Raw genomic sequence first — 16836 nt, 5'->3', positions numbered from 1 at the left:
GCCGCCGTGACAGAAAATTGCAGCGTCCGCCGCGCTATTCGTCGAGTGCTTTTTCGCCCCAGCTAACACCGGTCAGATCGGTCGCCTTCAGTGGCGCGTTTTGCCAAAGCCCGCGCAGCCTTGCGTCGGCAACGGTGACAAAAGGCTCTTGAAAAAGATAAGCATTTACATAGCCCTCGGAAATCAATCGCTGCGCGGCGGTTAGCCATTCTGAGCGGCGCGCCCTGTCGGTTTCGGCATTCAACCCCGAGATAACCGCCTGAAGAACCGGATCGTCATACTGAAAATAATAGTCAGGACGCGCGTAGTTCCGGATATCCAGCGGTTCAGGGTGGCTGACGATACTGAGCCCGAAATCACTATTGCCGACCACCTGCTCAAGCCATTCCGGCCACCCCAGATGGATGATCTCGGTTTCGACTCCGACCGCACGTAATTGCTCGGCAATGATATCGCCACCCGCGCTGGCGTACTCCGTTGGTGGCAGTTTAAGCGTTACCTCGAACCCGTCTTCAAATCCGGCCTCTTCCAGAAGCTGCGCGGCGAGCGCCGGATCGTAGGGAGACTTTTCAAGCAAATCGACATAATCCGGATGATAAGGCGGGAAATGTGTTCCAATCGGAACCGCCAGGCCCGATGTCGCATCACGGATCAGCACCTTGCGATCGATCGCATGGGCAATCGCGCGGCGCACCCTGATGTCGTCAAACGGCTCTTGCTTGTTGTTGATCGCCAATATGGTTTCGGCACCGGTGCTGCCGACCAGCACCTGAAACTTTGGGTCGGCCTCGAATTGCGTCAGGTTTTCCAAGGCAGGAAAATTGGGAAAGGCGTCCAGTTCCTGCGCCATCATCGCCGCAAAAGCCTGCTGCGGATCGCTGATAAACCTGAAGGTAACATGATCCAGTCCCGCCGGTTCGCCCCAGTAGTCCGGATTTCGCTCCAGCTCGATCTGTTCACCCTGCACCCAGCTCCGGAACTTGAAGGCGCCGGTGCCAATGGGTTTCTGGCGAATCTCGCCGATACTTTCCGGCGCTACGATCACCGCATCACCAAGCGCCAGGTTGAACAGGAAATCGCCCTTCGGCTCTTTCAGGGTGATCTTGATCAGCAGCGGCCCGATCACATCCACGGTCTTGATGATGTCGAAGGCGGCTTTTTGGGCATTCTGGAGCGCTTCATCCTGCGCCCTCTCAAAAGAAAACTTGACGTCGCCGGCATCCATCTCGGTGCCATCGTGAAACGTGATACCCGCGTTTAACCTGAAGATATACTCCTTCCCGCTGGCCGAAACAGTCCAGGTCTCGGCCAGCCCTGGCCGCACCGATCCATCGCGTGCCACGCGCGTCAGGCCTTCAAACACATTAGCATAAAGCACCTGATCAATCGCCCCGGCAGCAGCGCCTGTCGGGTCCAGATGTGGCGGTTCATGGCTAAGGCCGACCACGATGCCCTCTTCTGCCTGGACCGGAGTGGTCAGGAGGCCGACTAGCCCGGCAAGTACAACTTTGCGCAGCGCAGACATTGCGCGCCTCCGATCTGATCCGGCAGCAATTCCGGCATTTTACGCGAATCTTTGTGTAAATCACCCGCGCGATCAAGGCCAGTCCGGTTAATAGAACGGTGGAAATTACTGAGAAGACTTGTTAGGATTTGCTGCAACGCAGCATGAATCGGACAAGAAAATGAGCGCCACAGCCCAGAAATCCGCCCCATTGCCCGATGATATTCGCGCCATGAAGGGCGGCAAACCGATTGTCAGCCTCACCGCCTACACAACGCCAATGGCCCGCATGATGGATGCCCATTGCGATTTTGTTCTGGTTGGTGACAGCGTTGGCATGGTGTTGCACGGGCTACCCTCGACCCTCGGTGTCACGATGGAGATGATGATCCTGCATGGTCAGGCGGTCGCCCGTGGACTTGAGCACGCCATGCTTGTCATCGACATGCCCTTTGGCAGCTACGAGGAAAGCCCCGAACAGGCCTTCGCCAATGCCGCGACGCTGATGCGCGAAACCGGCGCGGCGGCGGTCAAGCTGGAGGGGGGTCAGCATATGGCCGACACAATCGCGTTTCTGGTCGCCCGCGGTGTGCCGGTCATGGCGCATATCGGCCTGACACCACAATCAATCAACACGCTGGGCGGCTACAAGGTACAAGGCCGCGATGCCGGGGCCGACAAGTTACTGGCCGATGCCAGGGCGATAAGCGATGCCGGGGCATTTTCGGTAGTGCTCGAGAAGGTGCCCGCCAGTCTGGCAGATAGTGTCACCAACGACATTCCCATTCCCACCATCGGCATCGGCGCGTCCGCCGGGTGTGACGGCCAGATCCTGGTGGTCGACGACATGCTGGGCCTTTTCACCGAGTTCAAACCGAAATTTGTCAAGCGATTTGGCAATCTGGGTGAAGATGGCGAGAAAGCGATCAGCGCCTATGCCGCCGAGGTGCGCGCCCGTAGCTTCCCGGCACCGGAACACACATTTGCGGATCAGGCCCCCGGTAAGAGCGGCGGCAAAGGCACGAAGAAATGATTGCTCCGATTCTGCGCAGCCTGGCCGAATTGCGCGATGAGACCGCCCCGTGGCAGCGCGCCGGTGAACGCATTGGCGTTGTGCCCACCATGGGCGCACTACATGACGGGCATCTCTCGCTGGTCGAGGCCGCGAAGCGCGATTGCGACCGGGTGATCGTTACGATTTTCGTGAACCCATTGCAGTTCAACAATCCCGACGATCTGGAGAATTATCCCCGCACCGAACATGAAGATGCCCACAAGCTGGAACGGTTTGACGTCGATGTGATCTATGTGCCCGGCGGCGACCAGATGTATCCGGCCGAGTTCGCGACGGCGGTCATCGTTTCGGGGCTGAGCCAGCCGATGGAAGGTGTCTTTCGTCCCGGCCATTTCGAAGGCGTGGCCACCGTGGTGGCAAAGCTTTTCCTGCAAACCAGCGCAACCGATGCCTATTTCGGCGAAAAGGATTTCCAGCAATTGCAGATCGTCCGCCGCATGGCCCGTGATCTGGACATTCCGATCACGGTGCATGGTTGTCCCACGATCCGCGAAATCGACGGTCTTGCCATGTCCTCGCGCAATCTTCTGCTCAGCGACCGCGCCCGGGTCAAGGCGCCGGCCCTCAATGAAGAGATGGAACGCATCGCCGGTGAGCTGGCAAAAGGTGCCGCCTTCTCCGACTTGCAGGCAGATGCCATCAGGCGCATCGAGAATGCAGGCTTCACCAATGTCGAATATCTGGAAGTTCGAGCAAACGACACGCTGGAAGAGCTTGACAAACCTACCCGTCCGGCGCGGCTTCTGGCCGCTGCCTGGCTGGCTGGCGTCCGCCTGATCGACAACATTTCAGTCAGGGATTAAGCCACATCCCGGTCGCTGTGACGGGCTCGGACTGGTACCACATCTAGGTCGTGCGGCCCGAGGAGACCACGCGGAGCGCGGGTGACGAGACATCAGGCGCGCGTGAAACGCGCTCAATTTAACAGCGTTTTAGTGCAAAACCCGACCCGGCAGACTGCACAGGCGCGCGCCGCGCAGCAACGAGGTGACGATCCGGCCTTCTTCGGTATCCATGATCGCGTAACCATATCCGCGCAGCCGGTGTTTCCATTCGCGCTCAGAGATTGCCATTTCACGTTCGCGCATGACCAGATCACGGATCTTGGCCTTTGTTTCCTGGTTTAGAATTTCCATTTTGGCAGCCTTTCGTCAGACATAACTTATAACCACAGGTAATTGGTACCGGTGGCAACAATCGTCTCAGAAAAGGGCGGGTATGGGATAATTCCGGGGCGTCTGCCTTAATTCGACCGCCTTATCCACCGCAGCATTTCGCGGCTAGATACCGGGTGAACTGCCAAAGGTTCCGCTCGATAGGATGAAATGTCCCCTCTGGTAAAAACGGTGACGACGTGCCTTTGAAAAGCGCCTCGACAAGCAGCTTGTCCTCGTCATTCGCCACGTTCATGTAATCGCGCAGGTCACTTAGCCAGCGGTCATATTCCTCCGGCAGAATATCGTCCAGAACCTCCGGCGGGATCGCGACGCCCCAGGTAGCCTGAAATTGCCCCACTCCGCTGGGCTGAACCGAGATATACCACAGGAAATCCGGCATCACCGTTACCAGCTGACAGGGAAAGATGCAGAAATCCACCATCATCCGCCGCCATTCGCCCTCCAGGCGGTCATTATCGGGATGGGCTGCGCCGCCTCCGGTCTCAGAGGGTTGCGGCGCGCGGTGATAGCCATAATGCAAGCTGTCCTCGCCGCAGACATAGACATCCAGCGGTTTCTTGTGCTTGGCGAAGGTCTTTTTGTGCGCCATTGGCACATGGTAGCTCTCGGTGAAATTCTCGATCAGATTTTTCCAGTTGGCGCCCCATGTCATGGTCTCTCGCATCACCGTACGATAACAGCCCATGTCATAGCGCCCGACCACGCCCGCGCGAAACGGCTCCAACGCCTTTGCCAGAGATTTCGGCGTCTCCGACAGGCTGACATAGAGAAACCCCTCCCAGATCTCGGTCGCAATCCTGCGCAGATGATGTTCCGCTGGATCAAACCCGTCTTTCATCTCCATGAAAGGTGCGCGGATCAATGCGCCGGACAGATCATAGGTCCAGGCGTGATAGGGGCACACAAAACGTTTCGCCTGTCCTTTGACCTCAGATACCACGCAGGCAAAGCGATGCGCACAGGCATTGACGAACCCCTGCACGCTGCCATCAACCTGACGCACCACCAACACCGGTACGCCCGCCACTTCATGAGTCAGATAGTCGCCCGCTTCTGCAACCTCGTCCGCGCGCCCGACACAGATCCATTCCTGCAGGAACACCCGCTCTCGCTCATGGGTATGGAAGGCACGCGAATGGTTCACCGCCGCCGGGATCGGATGAGCGGTCTCGAACGCCTCCGAGGTCGCCGACCTGAGCAGTCTCAGAACCTCGCTCAGCGGCGCATCGGTATGGCCGCAGTGGTTATTCTTGTTGTCCATAAGGGCAGGCTACAGGCGATTTTCGCCCGATCTCGCCCAAATGCGACATGACGCTCAGCTACGGGTTTCGGCCTCGATCTGGGCGCGGCTCTTGCGGGCGCGTTCAGTTGCGGATTTCAACTGCCCGCAGGCGGCCATGATATCCTCGCCGCGCGGGGTGCGGATCGGGCTGGCATATCCGGCCTTATAGATGATATCGGCAAATTTCTCGATCCGCTCCCAGTCGCTGCGCTCATGCGGCGCGCCCGGCCATTCGTTGAACGGAATAAGATTGATCTTGGCCGGAATGCCCTTGATCAACTGCACCAGACGGCGGGCATCGGCATCGCTGTCGTTGACATCCTTCAGCATCACATATTCAAAGGTGATACGCTCGGAGTTACTGAGGCGCGGATACTCGCGCAGCGCCCCCAGAAGCGTCTCGATGTTCCATTTCTTGTTGATCGGCACCAGCTTGTCGCGCACCGCGTCGGTGGTCGCGTGAAAGCTAACCGCCAGCAAACAGCCTATCTCTTCCGCTGTCTTGGCAATCTCGGGCACCACGCCCGAGGTGGAAAGCGTGATCCGCCGACGGCTCAGCGAAATTCCCTCGCCATCCATCGCGATCTTCATTGCGTCGCGCACATTGTCGAAATTGTACAAGGGCTCGCCCATGCCCATCAGTACGATGTTGCTCAGCAGTCGGGTTTCATCCTTGCGGGTGCCGGGTTCCGGCCACTCGCCCAGATCATCACGTGCCATCATGATCTGGCCAACGATTTCTCCGGCCGTCAGATTACGCACCAGTTTCTGCGTACCGGTATGGCAGAAGGAACAGGTCAGCGTGCAGCCAACCTGAGAGCTGATGCACAGTGTCCCGCGCGTCTCTTCGGGGATGTAAACCACCTCGACCTCGTGCCCCCCAGCGATCCGTACGAGATATTTGCGCGTGCCATCTGCGCTGATCTGTTTGTCGACCATCTCGGGCGTTTCGATGACGAATTTCTCGGCCAGTTCGGCGCGGTAGGTCTTGGCCAGATTGGTCATGGCGTGAAAATCGCGCACGCCCCACTGGTAAATCCACTGCCAGATCTGGCCGACACGCATCTTGGCCTGTTTCTCGGGCGTTCCGTTTTCGATCAGCAGATCGCGCAGCGCATCACGGGTCAGACCCACAAGATTGACCGGTCCCCCCGGCAATTTCCGGGGGATGGTCAGGACATCCTGGGTGATGGGGGCGGTGTTGTCGGTCATCTCGGCGCGGCTTTCAGGGTTCAGATGCGCCTCCATATAGGAGTTTTTCGCCGATGCCAAAGGATTCGGAAGCTATTCCGTACTCAGCAAAATCGCTTCGACGCGCCGGTTGGCCTCGCGCCCCTCGGCGGTCTGGTTGGGTGCAATCGGGGAAAGATAACCGACGCCATTCGCTTCAAGCTGGGCGCGCGGCACATCGTGTTCGCCCGCCAGACGCTCCAGCACCGAATTTGCCCGCCGCCGCGACAGGGTAATGTTGTCTTCCAGCGTACCCACGCGATCGGTGTGGCCCACCAACGCGATCCGCCGTTTTTTATCGGCCAGAAGATATCCCGCCAACGCCTCGAGCGTGCCATGCGGCCCCGGCCCCAAGGCGGACGACCCCGTGCCGAAATCCAGATCCCTCAGAATGACATGCCCCTGTTCGACCAATGCGCCTATCAGCGGCAGGTTTTCCTGAGCGGGTTCTGTCGACGACGTCGCCGCCGTCACACGCAGGTCATCCGTGTCGCCATTCGCAGTCACCTGGATCATCTGTACATATCCGGCACCGCCCGCCTGAGAAACAATCACCGAGACGACATTGCCCGCAGCTCCAGCTTTGCGGGCGGATAGAAACCGGAAATCAAACAGATCGACATACATATCCGGCGCCGGCAGCACCTTTGTGTTGAAGCGGAAATCAAAGCCGCCGCATTCCTGCCCGCTGCAATCCAACAGAATTTCATAGCCCGCCCGTGTCAACTCGTCACGAAACGGGCGGATCAGCTGCAGCGTCGTCATCCCGGTCTGGTCGATCCGCCAGGCCTGCTGATGCACGCGCCCCTCGACCCCTATCACCGGCAAGGTGCCGTCCGCGAAGGGGCCGACCGGCAGCATGTAACTATCAGCAGCACGCAACACGTCTACACTTTGGGTGGCATTGCCCGGCAGGGTCAGATCAAGGGCACGGGCGGGCCCGGTCAACAAGGCCGCACAGGCCATGGGGATCAGCCAGCATCGCATCGCGTTCAGCGAGCCTGCGCGTGGTAATCGGCATTGGGCACCATGCCCGTGGCGCTGGCCACCCGGTTCGACATGTTGAAGAACCCGGTCACATTGGCGATGTCCCAGATATCCCGGTCGCTAAAACCAACATCGCGCAATGCAGCGCGGTCTTCTTCTTCGATGGCAGCACTTTCTTTCGTGATCTTGGCAGCGAAATCCAGCATCGCCCGCTGTCGCGCATCCAGCGGTGCGACGCGGTAATTCATCACCATCGCCTCGCCCAGTGCCGGATCGCCCGAAAGCTGCCGCACTGCCGCGCCGTGGGCCACCTGGCAATACCAGCAGCGATTGATCGAGCTGACGACCACAGCGATCATCTCGCGTTCCAGCTTGCTCAATCCGCTGTCGCCCAGCATCAGATCGTTATAGAGCGCTGTAAAAGCATTCAGTTTTTCAATATCGAACGCATGCGCTTTCAGGACATTGGGGATCATACCCAGCTTGTTCTGACAGATATCGAAATATTTCTGCGTCGCCTCCGGCAGCGGATCGACCATCGGAAGATCGAGTGCGGTGGGCTGGTCTGAACTGGTCATGATCGTCATCCTTTGCGGCGGTAGTGATATTGTCCCACAAGCGTCAGCCCGAGGGAAGAATAGAGCGCGTTGGCCGCCGCATTGGCCTGTGTGCAAATCACCGACATATGCGTGGCCCCCTGCTCTGCCGCCCAGAAAGCCGCCTGCCGCATCATGTGACAGCCCATGCCCTCGCGCCGGTGCCGTTCGAGCACTTCCAGAGCATGCACCATCGCGATGCGCTCGAAAACAGCCACGAAGCCGGCAGCGGCGGGGCGGTTGTTCGACCGCCCGAACAGGCCGGTTTTGGGGCCCTTGACGCGCGCCATCACCTCGATCCTTTCGGGGCCGATGCCGCCCGCCGCCCAGATATCACGCATGATCTCAAGCGGTTCCCAGATTGCGAAGGTGGTGACCTTCGGCGGGCGTTCGGCCATCAACTCGGTCAGGGGTGCCACGTAGATATTCACCGGGTCGACAATCGGATAGCCTGCCGCTTCGAGCACCGCATCCAGATCGGCATCGCCATCACGGATCATGAAAAGCTGAGGCTGCCCCAAACGGCGCATGGCCGCTTCGGCATCGGGCAGATCGTGCAAAAAGACCTCGGTTGCCGTGGTCGCCGCCGAAACCCTTTGCCCGCCGCCCTGCCCGTCACGGATTGTCCAAGGCCCCACCTGCGATACAGCCGCAGCAGGCCAGGTACCTTCGATCACCGAATAAAGATGCTGCACTCCGGGCATCATGATGGGAATACCGCCTCTAATTCGGTCATCGCCGCGGTGACCTGCGCGCCGTCGCTGCCCCGGATCACGATATTCGCACCAAAGACGCCATCACGCTGAAACGGGTAAGAGCCGATCGACAGGTCCGGATATCGCCCCGCCAGCTCCGCCAGTGGCCCGGCAATATCGCCCTCGCCGCGGCGGATTTCAACGCTCCTGGATACCAGCGGCTGGCCACCGGTCAGCGTCGGCAGCACCGTCGCCACCATGGCCTGAAAAATCGCCGGCACCCCGGCCATCACATGCACGTTTTCGATGGTAAACCCGGGCGCGATGCTGACAGGGTTGTCGATCAGCGCAGCACCGTCAGGAATACGCGCCATGCGCAGCCGGGCCTCGTTTATCTCCCATCCGCGCGCTTCGTAATGTGCGGCCAGTAACGCGCGCGCATCCTCGCGCACATCAATATGCACATCAAAAGCCCGCGCCACATTGTCGGCTGTGATGTCGTCATGGGTCGGCCCGATCCCGCCCGAGGTGAACACTGTATCATAGGCCACGCTCAGCGCCTGCACCGCCGCCACGATAGCATCACCGTCATCGCTGACCACGCGGACCTCTTTCAGATCGATCCCCACCTTGGTCAACTCCCCAGCCAGAAAATGCATATTGGCGTCGCGGGTGCGGCCCGACAGAATTTCATCGCCGATCACAAGCATCGCGGCAGTGGGGTTTGACATCAGAGCTGTCCTTGAATGGGTTCGTCCCCCGGTATAGGCAAGCATTCATGCGCTTTCAAACCCCTCTTGTGCCCGCCCGCCTGATCCGACGCTACAAACGCTTCCTGGCGGACATAAGGCTTGAAGACGGGCGCGACGTCACCGCCCATTGCGCCAATCCCGGCTCGATGATGGGGCTGAAGGATGAGGGCATCAAAATCTGGGTTGAACCGAACGACGACCCGAAGAAAAAGCTGAAATACGGCTGGCGGCTGGTCGACCATGAAAATGGCCATTTCACCGGCGTCGATACGTCACTGCCCAACCGTGCGCTCAGGGCGGCGATCATGGCGCGCGACGTGCCCGAACTGGCCGACTACAAGACCGTCAAGCCCGAACAGAAATACGGGGAAAACAGCCGTATCGATTTCTTGTTGCAACAACAGGGCTTGCCAGATGCCTATGTCGAGGTCAAATCCGTCACCCTGTCACGCCAGCCCGGGCTTGCTGAGTTTCCCGACAGCGTGACGGCGCGCGGCACCAAGCATGTCGGTGAATTGGCCGAGATGGCGCGTCAAGGCCACCGCGCCATCTTGTTTTACCTGGTGCAACGCACCGACTGCACCTCGGTCGGCATCGCTGCGGATATTGACCCGGCCTATGCGGCTGCTTTTGCCACCGCGCTTGAAGCGGGTGTGGAATGCATCGCCTATGACACGCTGATCACGCCCGACGCGATCACGCTGAACCAGCCGTTGCCGCTGCGATAAACCCCACCGGTTATCATAGCCGACCGGCTGCCACCCGCGCGACGGATCACGACGTGACACGTGTATGATTGATTACGCTTCCCTCTGGTTCTTCACGGTAAAAACCCCTAGATAACGCGCCATGATACAACTACCGGGGCTGAAAAAGGTGAAAGACAAGCACCAGGGCAAAACCACACGTGACGGCATCCGCATCCACGAAGCTGCGGATTTTGCTGGTATGCACAAGGCCGGCGAGCTGGCGGCGCGCATTCTTGACGAGGTTGCGGATCATGTCTTTGTCGGCCAGACCACGGGCGCGCTCGACAACCTGATCGAGAACAAGGTCAATACCGCCGGGGCGACCTCGGCCACGATCGGCTACAAGGGGTATCAGCACGCCAGTTGCATCAGCGTCAATCACGTGGTCTGCCACGGCATCCCCGGCGACAAGAAGCTGAAGGATGGCGATATTCTGAATATCGACGTGACCGTAGTTGTCGACGGCTGGTTCGGGGACACAAGCCGGATGTTCGTGGCGGGCAAACTCAGCCGCAAGGCAGAACGCCTGATACAGGTCACACATGATTCACTCTTCAAAGGGATCGAGGCGGTCCGCCCCGGCAACACGTTCGGCGATATCGGCAATGCCATTCAGACCTATGTCGAGGCACAGCGCATGTCCGTGGTCCGCGATTTCTGCGGTCACGGGTTAGGCCGCGTCTTCCATTCGCCGCCCAATGTGCTGCACTACGGGCGCGCAGGAACCGGGCCGGTGCTGGAAGAGGGCATGTTCTTTACCATCGAACCGATGGTCAACCTGGGCCGCCCGGAAACCAAGGTACTGGCCGATGACTGGACAGCGGTGACTCGCGACAAGTCCCTGTCGGCACAGTTCGAACACTCGATCGGAGTGACTGCCGATGGCTGTGAATTATTCACCCTGTCGCCCGCCGGTCGTTTCCATCCGACATGGGGCTAAGCTTCCCGCAACGCCTCTCTTGCCGTTTTTGCTGGTAAGTCCCTTTCTCGCGCATTACCCGCTGTGGGGAGTCAATCAGATAAGGCTCGTATTCAATTCGTCCCGGTAAGGGGTTCAAATAAGGTAACGACGGAAATGCTCAATTAACTCATGCTCACTACTGCCGCTCTTGTCCTGACAGCGGCCCCTGCCCTCGCCGGATCGCCGGTCGCCGCACCAGCTGATGCCCCTGTGTCCCCGCCGCTCGCCGCAAGCTCCCCCGACTGGACAGGTTTCCACCTCGGTGCCCAGATCGGCTATGCCGACGTGAATGCGAGCCCCGGCGCCAGCGGTGATGGCCTGATCGGCGGGCTGACTGGTGGCTATGACTGGGATCTTGGCGATTGGGTGATCGGTGCTGGCGCCGATTACGACTTCACAGACATTTCAGTCGGCAGTGTGGACATCGAGAGCATGTGGCGCCTGAAACTGCGCGGCGGCTACAAGCTTGGAAATGGCCTGGCCTATGGTACTGCGGGATACGCCCATGCCGATACCGACGTTGTCGGTGATGATGGCGGCTATTTTATCGGTGCCGGATATGAGCACCTGATCAGCCAGCACTTCAGCCTCGGGGGCGAGGTTATCTACAATCAAATCAGTGGTTTCGGTCCGACAATCTCTGATCTGGATACCGTGACTGTTCAGCTCAGGGCCTCCTACCGCTTCTGAAGCTCTAAGACAGACAAGCAAGAACCCCCAGAACGTCTCCGGGGGTTTTCGTTTTGAAGCTTGACGGCGCGCCGAGGCGCATAGTCTGTGCAACTATTAAGCAGGCTTTTTCAATCAGCAAAACCCAGGGCGATCTCCCGAAGCTCTCCTACTGACAGCGCTTCTCGGCCTCTTCAATCGCAGCTGTAAAACCGGACAGCGAGAAAGTGTCCTTGGTCACCGTGCCGCGCCCCGATCGTGCTGTCAGCACCGCCGACGCGCCACGTTTGAGCGCCGCGATCATCTTGGCATCATCCGCCGTGCTGGCGGGCCAGGCCCATTCGCCCTCGGTGAACATCTCGAACTCGCTGCCGCCGACATTCACGTTCACGGTCGAGCCGCTGGCAAAGGGATAGCCGCCGGTAAAGGTCACCTGCCCCTTCACCCCGGCATCCGGACGGAAGAAAGTCATCAGCAGGATATCTCCGCGCCGCACCGCCACAACACGGCCATCCTTGGTGTTCACCGTCTCGGTCGGCGCCGACACCGCCCAGCATTCACGCGGGTCTTTATCTTCGAAAACACTCCAGGCGGTTTTGGCAGCCACCTGATTGGTGCTTTCTTCCTGCGCCCAAACACCGGTTGCAGCCAGCGCCAGAACAGCGCATCCCATGCCGCGAACTATACATGATACCATTTGTCCAGCCTCCAAGCTGACCTTTGCCTCAATTTCGTGGGCCGATTGCATCCCTCGTCGGATTTATTGTTGTGAACGGCCTATACTTACTCGACATTGCAACAATAGCCTGAAACAGGCGAGATATGAAAGACGCAATTGGCGGAAATTTGCACGTTCGCCGCAAGAGCCGGAGCACTCCATGTCCGATCCCGTAATCCTCGCCGAAGTCTGGCGCGGGCCGTTTCTGGAATGCACCCATACGGGCCATGCGGTGATTTGCGACGACAGCGGCCAGATTGTGGCGGCTTGGGGCGATCCCGACGCCATCTTCATGCCCCGCAGCTCGGCCAAGATGATCCAGGCCCTGCCACTTGTCGAAAGCGGCGCGGCGGATGCGTTTGGCGTGACGCAACCGCAACTGGCCCTGTCCTGTGCCTCTCATCTGGGCGGCGCGATGCATACCGACCGCGTTCGGGACTGGCTCACTGGGCTCTCGCTGGGCGACGACGACCTGCGCTGCGGCCCGCAGATGCCCCAGGACCGTGCGGCTTTCAATGACCTGATCCGCGCTGACGCCAAACCCTGCCAGATCCATAATAACTGCTCCGGCAAACATGCAGGTTTCCTGACCTTATCCAGACATCTGGGTGGCGGCCCCGAATATATCGACCCCGACCACCCGGTGCAGCGCGCCAGCCTCGCGGCGTTCGAGGAGATCACCGAAGAGACAAGCCCCGGGTCCGGCATCGACGGCTGCTCGGCGCCCAACCCCGCCTGCACGATGCATGGCATGGCCCGCGCCATGGCCAGCTTTGCCGCCGCGCGCGACGGCGCGGATACGCGCCAGACGGCCGCGGTCCGGCTCTGGCAGGCGATGGTGGCCCATCCCGCCCTCGTGGCTGGCAACCGCCATGCTGCCACGGCGCTGATGCGTGCCACGACCCAGCCTGTTGCCATCAAGAACGGCGCCGAGGGGTATTATTCGGCCATCATCCCCGGCCTCAAGCTGGGCATCGCGCTCAAGGTCATGGATGGCGCGATCCGCGGCTCGAACTGCGCGATTACCGCGCTGCTCGTGCGTCTGGGCTTACTTGATCCCGACCACCCCGCTGCGCGCCGTTTCTGCAACGCCCCGATTCTGAACCGCCGCGGCATCGAAACCGGCGTGATCAAACCGGCCGAATCTCTGATATAACATCCGGCGACTTTTCGCCACTCAACCATAGCCTGCATTTTGGGCCAGATTCTGCCCAAATACAGACAGCCGCCGGGCGCCGTTCCGCCGACCGGAAGAAACTCGCCGGATGTGGCAGCGATGCGCCTAGGCGAGCACCCCGTTTCGGCCTGTTTCTGCATGATTTTTCCCCGGCAGCCTGACAGCACGGGACATTCCGATCTCCACTGCCCATGTTCTGTTTCGAGGGCACCATGCCCCTCATGAACATGACACCAAAAAAGGGAATAAACTCATGTTGAAAGAACTTACCGCCGCAACCTTCGCGATTGCCCTGACACTGCCCGCCGCTGCTCTTGCCGGTGACGCAATGGACGCGGATGGCGACGGCCTGGTTTCTGCCGAAGAATTCACCACCGCTCATCCTGAAGCAGCCGAAGGCACCTTCGAGCAGGTCGACACCAATGCCGATGGCGCCCTCGACGAAGCAGAAATCAGCGCAGCGAAAGATGCGGGCGTACTGATCTCGGATTCGTAATCCGGCAGCACAAATTTGATCCCCGGGGGCAGCCGATAGGCCCCCGGGGTTTCGCCGTTTTCACGGCGTCTCCTGCCGCAATCACATCTTGCGCGGCCTCTCTTTTCCAAACATCATTGCAATAGTTCTCAGGGCGGGGTGAAATTCCCCACCGGCGGTAACGGGGCGCGCTCCCGAAAGCCCGCGAGCGGCCCCGTCAGATACCGGGGTGTCAGCAGATCTGGTGTCATTCCAGAGCCGACGGTCATAGTCCGGATGGAAGAGAGCGGCAGGTAAACGGGCCTTGGCCCGACCTCCTATCGTTTGATGCTCTTGGTGAACGTGTCAAAACGAGAAGGAGAGACCCTAATGACACTTCCCCGCTACGCCTTCATCAAAGCCAACTGGCACGCCGATATCGTCAGCCGCGCGTTTGATGGCTTTGTCGAAATTATCCCTCCAAACCAGATTGAGGTGTTCGATGTGCCCGGGGCCTTCGAAATGCCACTTCTGGCCCTCGACCTGGCCCGCAGCGGGCAATATGCGGCGATCGTCGCCGCGGCTTTCGTCGTCGATGGCGGTATCTACCGGCATGATTTCGTGGCGCAGGCGGTGGTCGACGGTTTGATGCGGGTCAGCCTCGATACGGGCGTCCCGGTACTGTCGGTCTCGCTGACACCGCATCAGTATCAGGATACCGACCATCACAACGCCACCTTCCGCGCGCATTTCATCGAAAAGGGCCGCGAGGCAGCCCGCGCCGCGCTCATGATCGGCAAAACCCGTGCACAAGTAGCTGCGTGAAAACGCCCTCCACATACGCCACATTCATGGAGCTGGGTAGATCAGCCAAAAGCTTCCTCCTCCCCCATGGGAGGAGGACAGGTGGAGGGGTCAGGTAACCGGCGCCCGGCACGGGCGCTAATTACATTTCCATGACCGGGGCCACTTCGACCGTACCGCTGCCACCGTCAAGGATCGGACAACACTTGGCCATCTCGACAGCCGCATCGATATCCGCGGCCTCGACAATCGTGTACCCCGACAACGGGTTCGAGCCACCGTCATCGGCCACGCCTCCGGCACTGACGGTTTTCGACATGCCCACCGGCGCGCCCATGTCAACGCAACCGTCGCCCATACCACCCAGCCAGTTCTGCCAGGCCGCCATCACCTTGGCACCCTCTTCCTCGCTCTCGGGCTTACCGCCCCCGTGATAGGCAAAAACGAATTTCGGCATTTTCTTTCTCCCTTCTGGTTAAATTCTCAACCCGCCAGATAGCGCTCCAGTCGCTTGAGCGGCCCACCGGCCCAGCCGATTTCATGACGCCCGGCCACTTCGTCACTAGGCAGTTCCCTGTGATCTACAATTAGGCGCGACCCGTCGCCGGCCGCCTCGATTGTGAAGGTTACATGGCTTTCCGGCCCGCGTTGATCTTCTGCGTCATGCCAGCCCCAGGTGAACCCGACCGAGCGCGGCGGCGTCACATGCGTCACCTGCCCTGAAAGCTTGTAGCGGGTCCCGTCCTGCCCGAACATTTCCGAAAACCACGGACCTTCCCGCGTAAAATCAAGCTGCTTCACCGGGATTGTCATCCCGTCATGACCCCACCAGTTCAGGACCTCCGCCTGTTCGGTCACCGCCCGGAACAGCCGCTCGGGGCTCACCGGAAATTCACGCACGATCTGAATGTCGGCCATCCCTAATCTTTCTCCTCCAGCGCAAGATGCACCTCCAACCGGTCCAACCCCGCCTGCCAGAAAGCACGGTGATCCAGCGTCCAGTCCGCAATCGCCTTCATCGCATCGGGCCGCACCGAATAGAGCCGCCGCGTGCCATCAACTTGGACCTGCACCAAGCCAGCCCGCCGCAAGACCTTAAGATGCCGCGACATCGCCGGAGCAGACATACCGACATCGTCCAACAAGTCACCCGCAGACAATTCGCCCTCCGCCATCAGACGCTCCACCACGGACAAACGTGTCATGTCGGATAGTGCCGAAAAGATTTGGCTCAGGTTCTGCATGTATTCTACTTACCATTCTTGTTAATTAACATTCAAGTTAATTATTGGAACGCCAATCCTGAGTATACATTGCGACCATCTGCAAAACGTGGCTGCAGATTGGATGATGGCACGCGCCCGCCGCACGATGGCTCCGCTCTGAAAAAGCAACAAGAATAAATTTCGTACTAACAAAATTACCCGAAACGGCAGTTTACGTTGCCTTATCTTACGTCAACTCAAAAGTGACGTTACGTATCAGTTACGTCAACACATCTTCCTGTTGTATCGAATCTTCGACGCACACAGATACCCTGCACATTCTCGTGTGAAAATAGGCAGACCGATGACCGACGAAACGATGACAATCCGGGCGATGTGCGACGAATTCGAGGTGACGCCGCGCACCCTGCGCTTTTACGAATCCAAGGAACTGTTGTTTCCTGTTCGTGAGGGGCAAAAACGCCTTTTTACCAAGCGCGACCGGGCACGGCTCAAGCTGATCCTGCGCGGCAAGCGCTTTGGCTTTAGCCTGGAGGAAATCCGCCAATTGCTCGATCTCTACGACAAGGGCGACCAGCAGTTTACGCAATTGTCTCGCGCATATGAAATCGCCAAGGAGCGCCTGGCCGACATGGAACGCCAGCGCGACGAACTTAACCACGCGATCGCAGATCTGCGTGACCAGATGAATTGGGGCGACCAGATGCTGACCTCGCTCAAAAACAACAAGAAAGCCGCCGAATAACCCATTTCCCCGCCAACGATCAAAATACCCAAGG

General features: G+C 59.4%; 21 protein-coding genes and 1 riboswitch. Of the genes, 9 read left to right on the top strand and 12 right to left on the bottom strand.

Annotation, left to right across the window (positions count from 1 at the left end):
• Positions 1-34 precede the first annotated feature (34 nt).
• Complete coding sequence (locus LC334_RS11700; protein ID WP_085800723.1) at positions 35-1525, bottom strand: ABC transporter substrate-binding protein; 1491 nt, start codon at positions 1523-1525, stop codon at positions 35-37.
• A gap of 160 nt (positions 1526-1685) precedes the next feature.
• Between LC334_RS11700 and panB the strand changes: the two genes are divergently transcribed.
• Together panB and panC are read left to right on the top strand one after the other, a co-directional pair.
• Positions 1686-2537, top strand: coding sequence for a 3-methyl-2-oxobutanoate hydroxymethyltransferase (panB, locus tag LC334_RS11695; RefSeq protein WP_085800722.1), 852 nt, complete (start codon positions 1686-1688; stop codon positions 2535-2537).
• Entirely contained in the window at positions 2534-3382 is an 849-nt protein-coding gene (gene panC / locus LC334_RS11690) for a pantoate--beta-alanine ligase (RefSeq protein ID WP_085800721.1), read from the top strand. The genes panB and panC overlap by 4 nt, the downstream gene beginning before the upstream one ends.
• A gap of 129 nt (positions 3383-3511) precedes the next feature.
• On the opposite strand, the gene LC334_RS11685 is transcribed toward panC, so the two are convergent.
• The 7 genes from LC334_RS11685 to LC334_RS11655 form a co-directional block, all read right to left on the bottom strand.
• Positions 3512-3715 (bottom strand): hypothetical protein, encoded by a 204-nt coding sequence (locus LC334_RS11685; protein WP_085800720.1) that lies wholly within the window; start codon positions 3713-3715, stop codon positions 3512-3514.
• Positions 3716-3836: 121 nt separating this feature from the next.
• On the bottom strand, positions 3837-5018 hold the full coding sequence (locus tag LC334_RS11680; RefSeq protein WP_085800719.1) for an aromatic ring-hydroxylating oxygenase subunit alpha: 1182 nt from the start codon (positions 5016-5018) through the stop codon (positions 3837-3839).
• A 54-nt stretch (positions 5019-5072) separates the two neighbouring features.
• Positions 5073-6251: a 23S rRNA (adenine(2503)-C(2))-methyltransferase RlmN gene (rlmN, locus tag LC334_RS11675; protein ID WP_085800781.1), complete on the bottom strand. Its 1179-nt coding sequence runs from the start codon at positions 6249-6251 to the stop codon at positions 5073-5075.
• 72 nt (positions 6252-6323) lie between these two features.
• Positions 6324-7256, bottom strand: coding sequence for an OmpA family protein (locus tag LC334_RS11670; RefSeq protein WP_085800718.1), 933 nt, complete (start codon positions 7254-7256; stop codon positions 6324-6326).
• Between the two features lie 5 nt (positions 7257-7261).
• A complete protein-coding gene (locus tag LC334_RS11665; protein WP_085800780.1) occupies positions 7262-7834 on the bottom strand; it encodes a peroxidase-related enzyme in 573 nt (190 codons plus the stop codon).
• A gap of 5 nt (positions 7835-7839) precedes the next feature.
• A complete protein-coding gene (locus LC334_RS11660; RefSeq protein WP_085800717.1) occupies positions 7840-8559 on the bottom strand; it encodes a GNAT family N-acetyltransferase in 720 nt (239 codons plus the stop codon).
• Positions 8556-9278, bottom strand: a complete 723-nt coding sequence (locus LC334_RS11655) for a competence/damage-inducible protein A (RefSeq protein ID WP_085800716.1) — start codon at positions 9276-9278, stop codon at positions 8556-8558. The genes LC334_RS11660 and LC334_RS11655 overlap by 4 nt, the downstream gene beginning before the upstream one ends.
• Positions 9279-9325: 47 nt before the next feature.
• Between LC334_RS11655 and sfsA the strand changes: the two genes are divergently transcribed.
• From sfsA to LC334_RS11640, 3 genes are all read left to right on the top strand, one after another.
• On the top strand, positions 9326-10027 hold the full coding sequence (sfsA, locus tag LC334_RS11650) for a DNA/RNA nuclease SfsA (protein WP_085800715.1): 702 nt from the start codon (positions 9326-9328) through the stop codon (positions 10025-10027).
• Positions 10028-10148: 121 nt separating this feature from the next.
• Complete coding sequence (gene map / locus LC334_RS11645) at positions 10149-10988, top strand: type I methionyl aminopeptidase (RefSeq protein WP_176237695.1); 840 nt, start codon at positions 10149-10151, stop codon at positions 10986-10988.
• Between the two features lie 150 nt (positions 10989-11138).
• The gene (locus LC334_RS11640) at positions 11139-11699 is read left to right on the top strand and encodes an outer membrane protein (protein ID WP_085800714.1); all 561 of its coding nucleotides are present in this window, start codon (positions 11139-11141) and stop codon (positions 11697-11699) included.
• A 148-nt stretch (positions 11700-11847) separates the two neighbouring features.
• Here LC334_RS11640 and LC334_RS11635 read toward each other — a convergent pair whose 3' ends face one another.
• Positions 11848-12351: an invasion associated locus B family protein gene (locus LC334_RS11635; RefSeq protein WP_085800713.1), complete on the bottom strand. Its 504-nt coding sequence runs from the start codon at positions 12349-12351 to the stop codon at positions 11848-11850.
• A gap of 205 nt (positions 12352-12556) precedes the next feature.
• Between LC334_RS11635 and LC334_RS11630 the strand changes: the two genes are divergently transcribed.
• The 3 genes from LC334_RS11630 to LC334_RS11620 all read left to right on the top strand — a co-directional run bounded on the left by LC334_RS11630 (position 12557) and on the right by LC334_RS11620 (position 14852).
• Positions 12557-13552: an asparaginase gene (locus LC334_RS11630; protein ID WP_085800712.1), complete on the top strand. Its 996-nt coding sequence runs from the start codon at positions 12557-12559 to the stop codon at positions 13550-13552.
• A gap of 274 nt (positions 13553-13826) precedes the next feature.
• Positions 13827-14069, top strand: coding sequence for an EF-hand domain-containing protein (locus LC334_RS11625; RefSeq protein WP_085800711.1), 243 nt, complete (start codon positions 13827-13829; stop codon positions 14067-14069).
• Between the two features lie 120 nt (positions 14070-14189).
• A riboswitch (FMN riboswitch) is annotated at positions 14190-14340 on the top strand.
• A 77-nt stretch (positions 14341-14417) separates the two neighbouring features.
• Complete coding sequence (locus LC334_RS11620) at positions 14418-14852, top strand: 6,7-dimethyl-8-ribityllumazine synthase (RefSeq protein ID WP_085800710.1); 435 nt, start codon at positions 14418-14420, stop codon at positions 14850-14852.
• A 121-nt stretch (positions 14853-14973) separates the two neighbouring features.
• Here the strand turns inward: LC334_RS11620 and LC334_RS11615 are convergent, their stop codons facing one another.
• Genes LC334_RS11615 through LC334_RS11605 form a run of 3 tightly spaced genes read right to left on the bottom strand, consistent with a single transcriptional unit; the run spans position 14974 to position 16075 of the window.
• On the bottom strand, positions 14974-15288 hold the full coding sequence (locus tag LC334_RS11615) for a YciI family protein (protein ID WP_085800709.1): 315 nt from the start codon (positions 15286-15288) through the stop codon (positions 14974-14976).
• A 26-nt stretch (positions 15289-15314) separates the two neighbouring features.
• On the bottom strand, positions 15315-15749 hold the full coding sequence (locus LC334_RS11610) for an SRPBCC family protein (RefSeq protein WP_085800708.1): 435 nt from the start codon (positions 15747-15749) through the stop codon (positions 15315-15317).
• Positions 15750-15751: 2 nt separating this feature from the next.
• The gene (locus LC334_RS11605) at positions 15752-16075 is read right to left on the bottom strand and encodes an ArsR/SmtB family transcription factor (RefSeq protein ID WP_085800707.1); all 324 of its coding nucleotides are present in this window, start codon (positions 16073-16075) and stop codon (positions 15752-15754) included.
• A gap of 325 nt (positions 16076-16400) precedes the next feature.
• On the opposite strand from LC334_RS11605, the gene LC334_RS11600 reads away from it, so the two are divergent.
• Positions 16401-16802, top strand: a complete 402-nt coding sequence (locus LC334_RS11600) for a MerR family transcriptional regulator (RefSeq protein ID WP_085800706.1) — start codon at positions 16401-16403, stop codon at positions 16800-16802.
• Positions 16803-16836: the final 34 nt, after the last annotated feature.

The organism is Roseovarius aestuarii, from assembly GCF_019966515.1.
Lineage (GTDB): Bacteria > Pseudomonadota > Alphaproteobacteria > Rhodobacterales > Rhodobacteraceae > Roseovarius > Roseovarius aestuarii.
This window is presented reverse-complemented; position numbering and strand designations above follow the sequence as displayed.

Coding starts and splice junctions, on each gene's coding strand:
- LC334_RS11700 (WP_085800723.1), bottom strand. CDS start 1,525: ATGTCTGCGCTGCGCAAAGTTGTACTTGCCGGGCTAGTCGGCCTCCTG.
- panB (WP_085800722.1), top strand. CDS start 1,686: ATGAGCGCCACAGCCCAGAAATCCGCCCCATTGCCCGATGATATTCGC.
- panC (WP_085800721.1), top strand. CDS start 2,534: ATGATTGCTCCGATTCTGCGCAGCCTGGCCGAATTGCGCGATGAGACC.
- LC334_RS11685 (WP_085800720.1), bottom strand. CDS start 3,715: ATGGAAATTCTAAACCAGGAAACAAAGGCCAAGATCCGTGATCTGGTC.
- LC334_RS11680 (WP_085800719.1), bottom strand. CDS start 5,018: ATGGACAACAAGAATAACCACTGCGGCCATACCGATGCGCCGCTGAGC.
- rlmN (WP_085800781.1), bottom strand. CDS start 6,251: ATGACCGACAACACCGCCCCCATCACCCAGGATGTCCTGACCATCCCC.
- LC334_RS11670 (WP_085800718.1), bottom strand. CDS start 7,256: ATGCGATGCTGGCTGATCCCCATGGCCTGTGCGGCCTTGTTGACCGGG.
- LC334_RS11665 (WP_085800780.1), bottom strand. CDS start 7,834: ATGACCAGTTCAGACCAGCCCACCGCACTCGATCTTCCGATGGTCGAT.
- LC334_RS11660 (WP_085800717.1), bottom strand. CDS start 8,559: ATGATGCCCGGAGTGCAGCATCTTTATTCGGTGATCGAAGGTACCTGG.
- LC334_RS11655 (WP_085800716.1), bottom strand. CDS start 9,278: ATGTCAAACCCCACTGCCGCGATGCTTGTGATCGGCGATGAAATTCTG.
- sfsA (WP_085800715.1), top strand. CDS start 9,326: ATGCGCTTTCAAACCCCTCTTGTGCCCGCCCGCCTGATCCGACGCTAC.
- map (WP_176237695.1), top strand. CDS start 10,149: ATGATACAACTACCGGGGCTGAAAAAGGTGAAAGACAAGCACCAGGGC.
- LC334_RS11640 (WP_085800714.1), top strand. CDS start 11,139: ATGCTCACTACTGCCGCTCTTGTCCTGACAGCGGCCCCTGCCCTCGCC.
- LC334_RS11635 (WP_085800713.1), bottom strand. CDS start 12,351: ATGGGATGCGCTGTTCTGGCGCTGGCTGCAACCGGTGTTTGGGCGCAG.
- LC334_RS11630 (WP_085800712.1), top strand. CDS start 12,557: ATGTCCGATCCCGTAATCCTCGCCGAAGTCTGGCGCGGGCCGTTTCTG.
- LC334_RS11625 (WP_085800711.1), top strand. CDS start 13,827: ATGTTGAAAGAACTTACCGCCGCAACCTTCGCGATTGCCCTGACACTG.
- LC334_RS11620 (WP_085800710.1), top strand. CDS start 14,418: ATGACACTTCCCCGCTACGCCTTCATCAAAGCCAACTGGCACGCCGAT.
- LC334_RS11615 (WP_085800709.1), bottom strand. CDS start 15,288: ATGCCGAAATTCGTTTTTGCCTATCACGGGGGCGGTAAGCCCGAGAGC.
- LC334_RS11610 (WP_085800708.1), bottom strand. CDS start 15,749: ATGGCCGACATTCAGATCGTGCGTGAATTTCCGGTGAGCCCCGAGCGG.
- LC334_RS11605 (WP_085800707.1), bottom strand. CDS start 16,075: ATGCAGAACCTGAGCCAAATCTTTTCGGCACTATCCGACATGACACGT.
- LC334_RS11600 (WP_085800706.1), top strand. CDS start 16,401: ATGACCGACGAAACGATGACAATCCGGGCGATGTGCGACGAATTCGAG.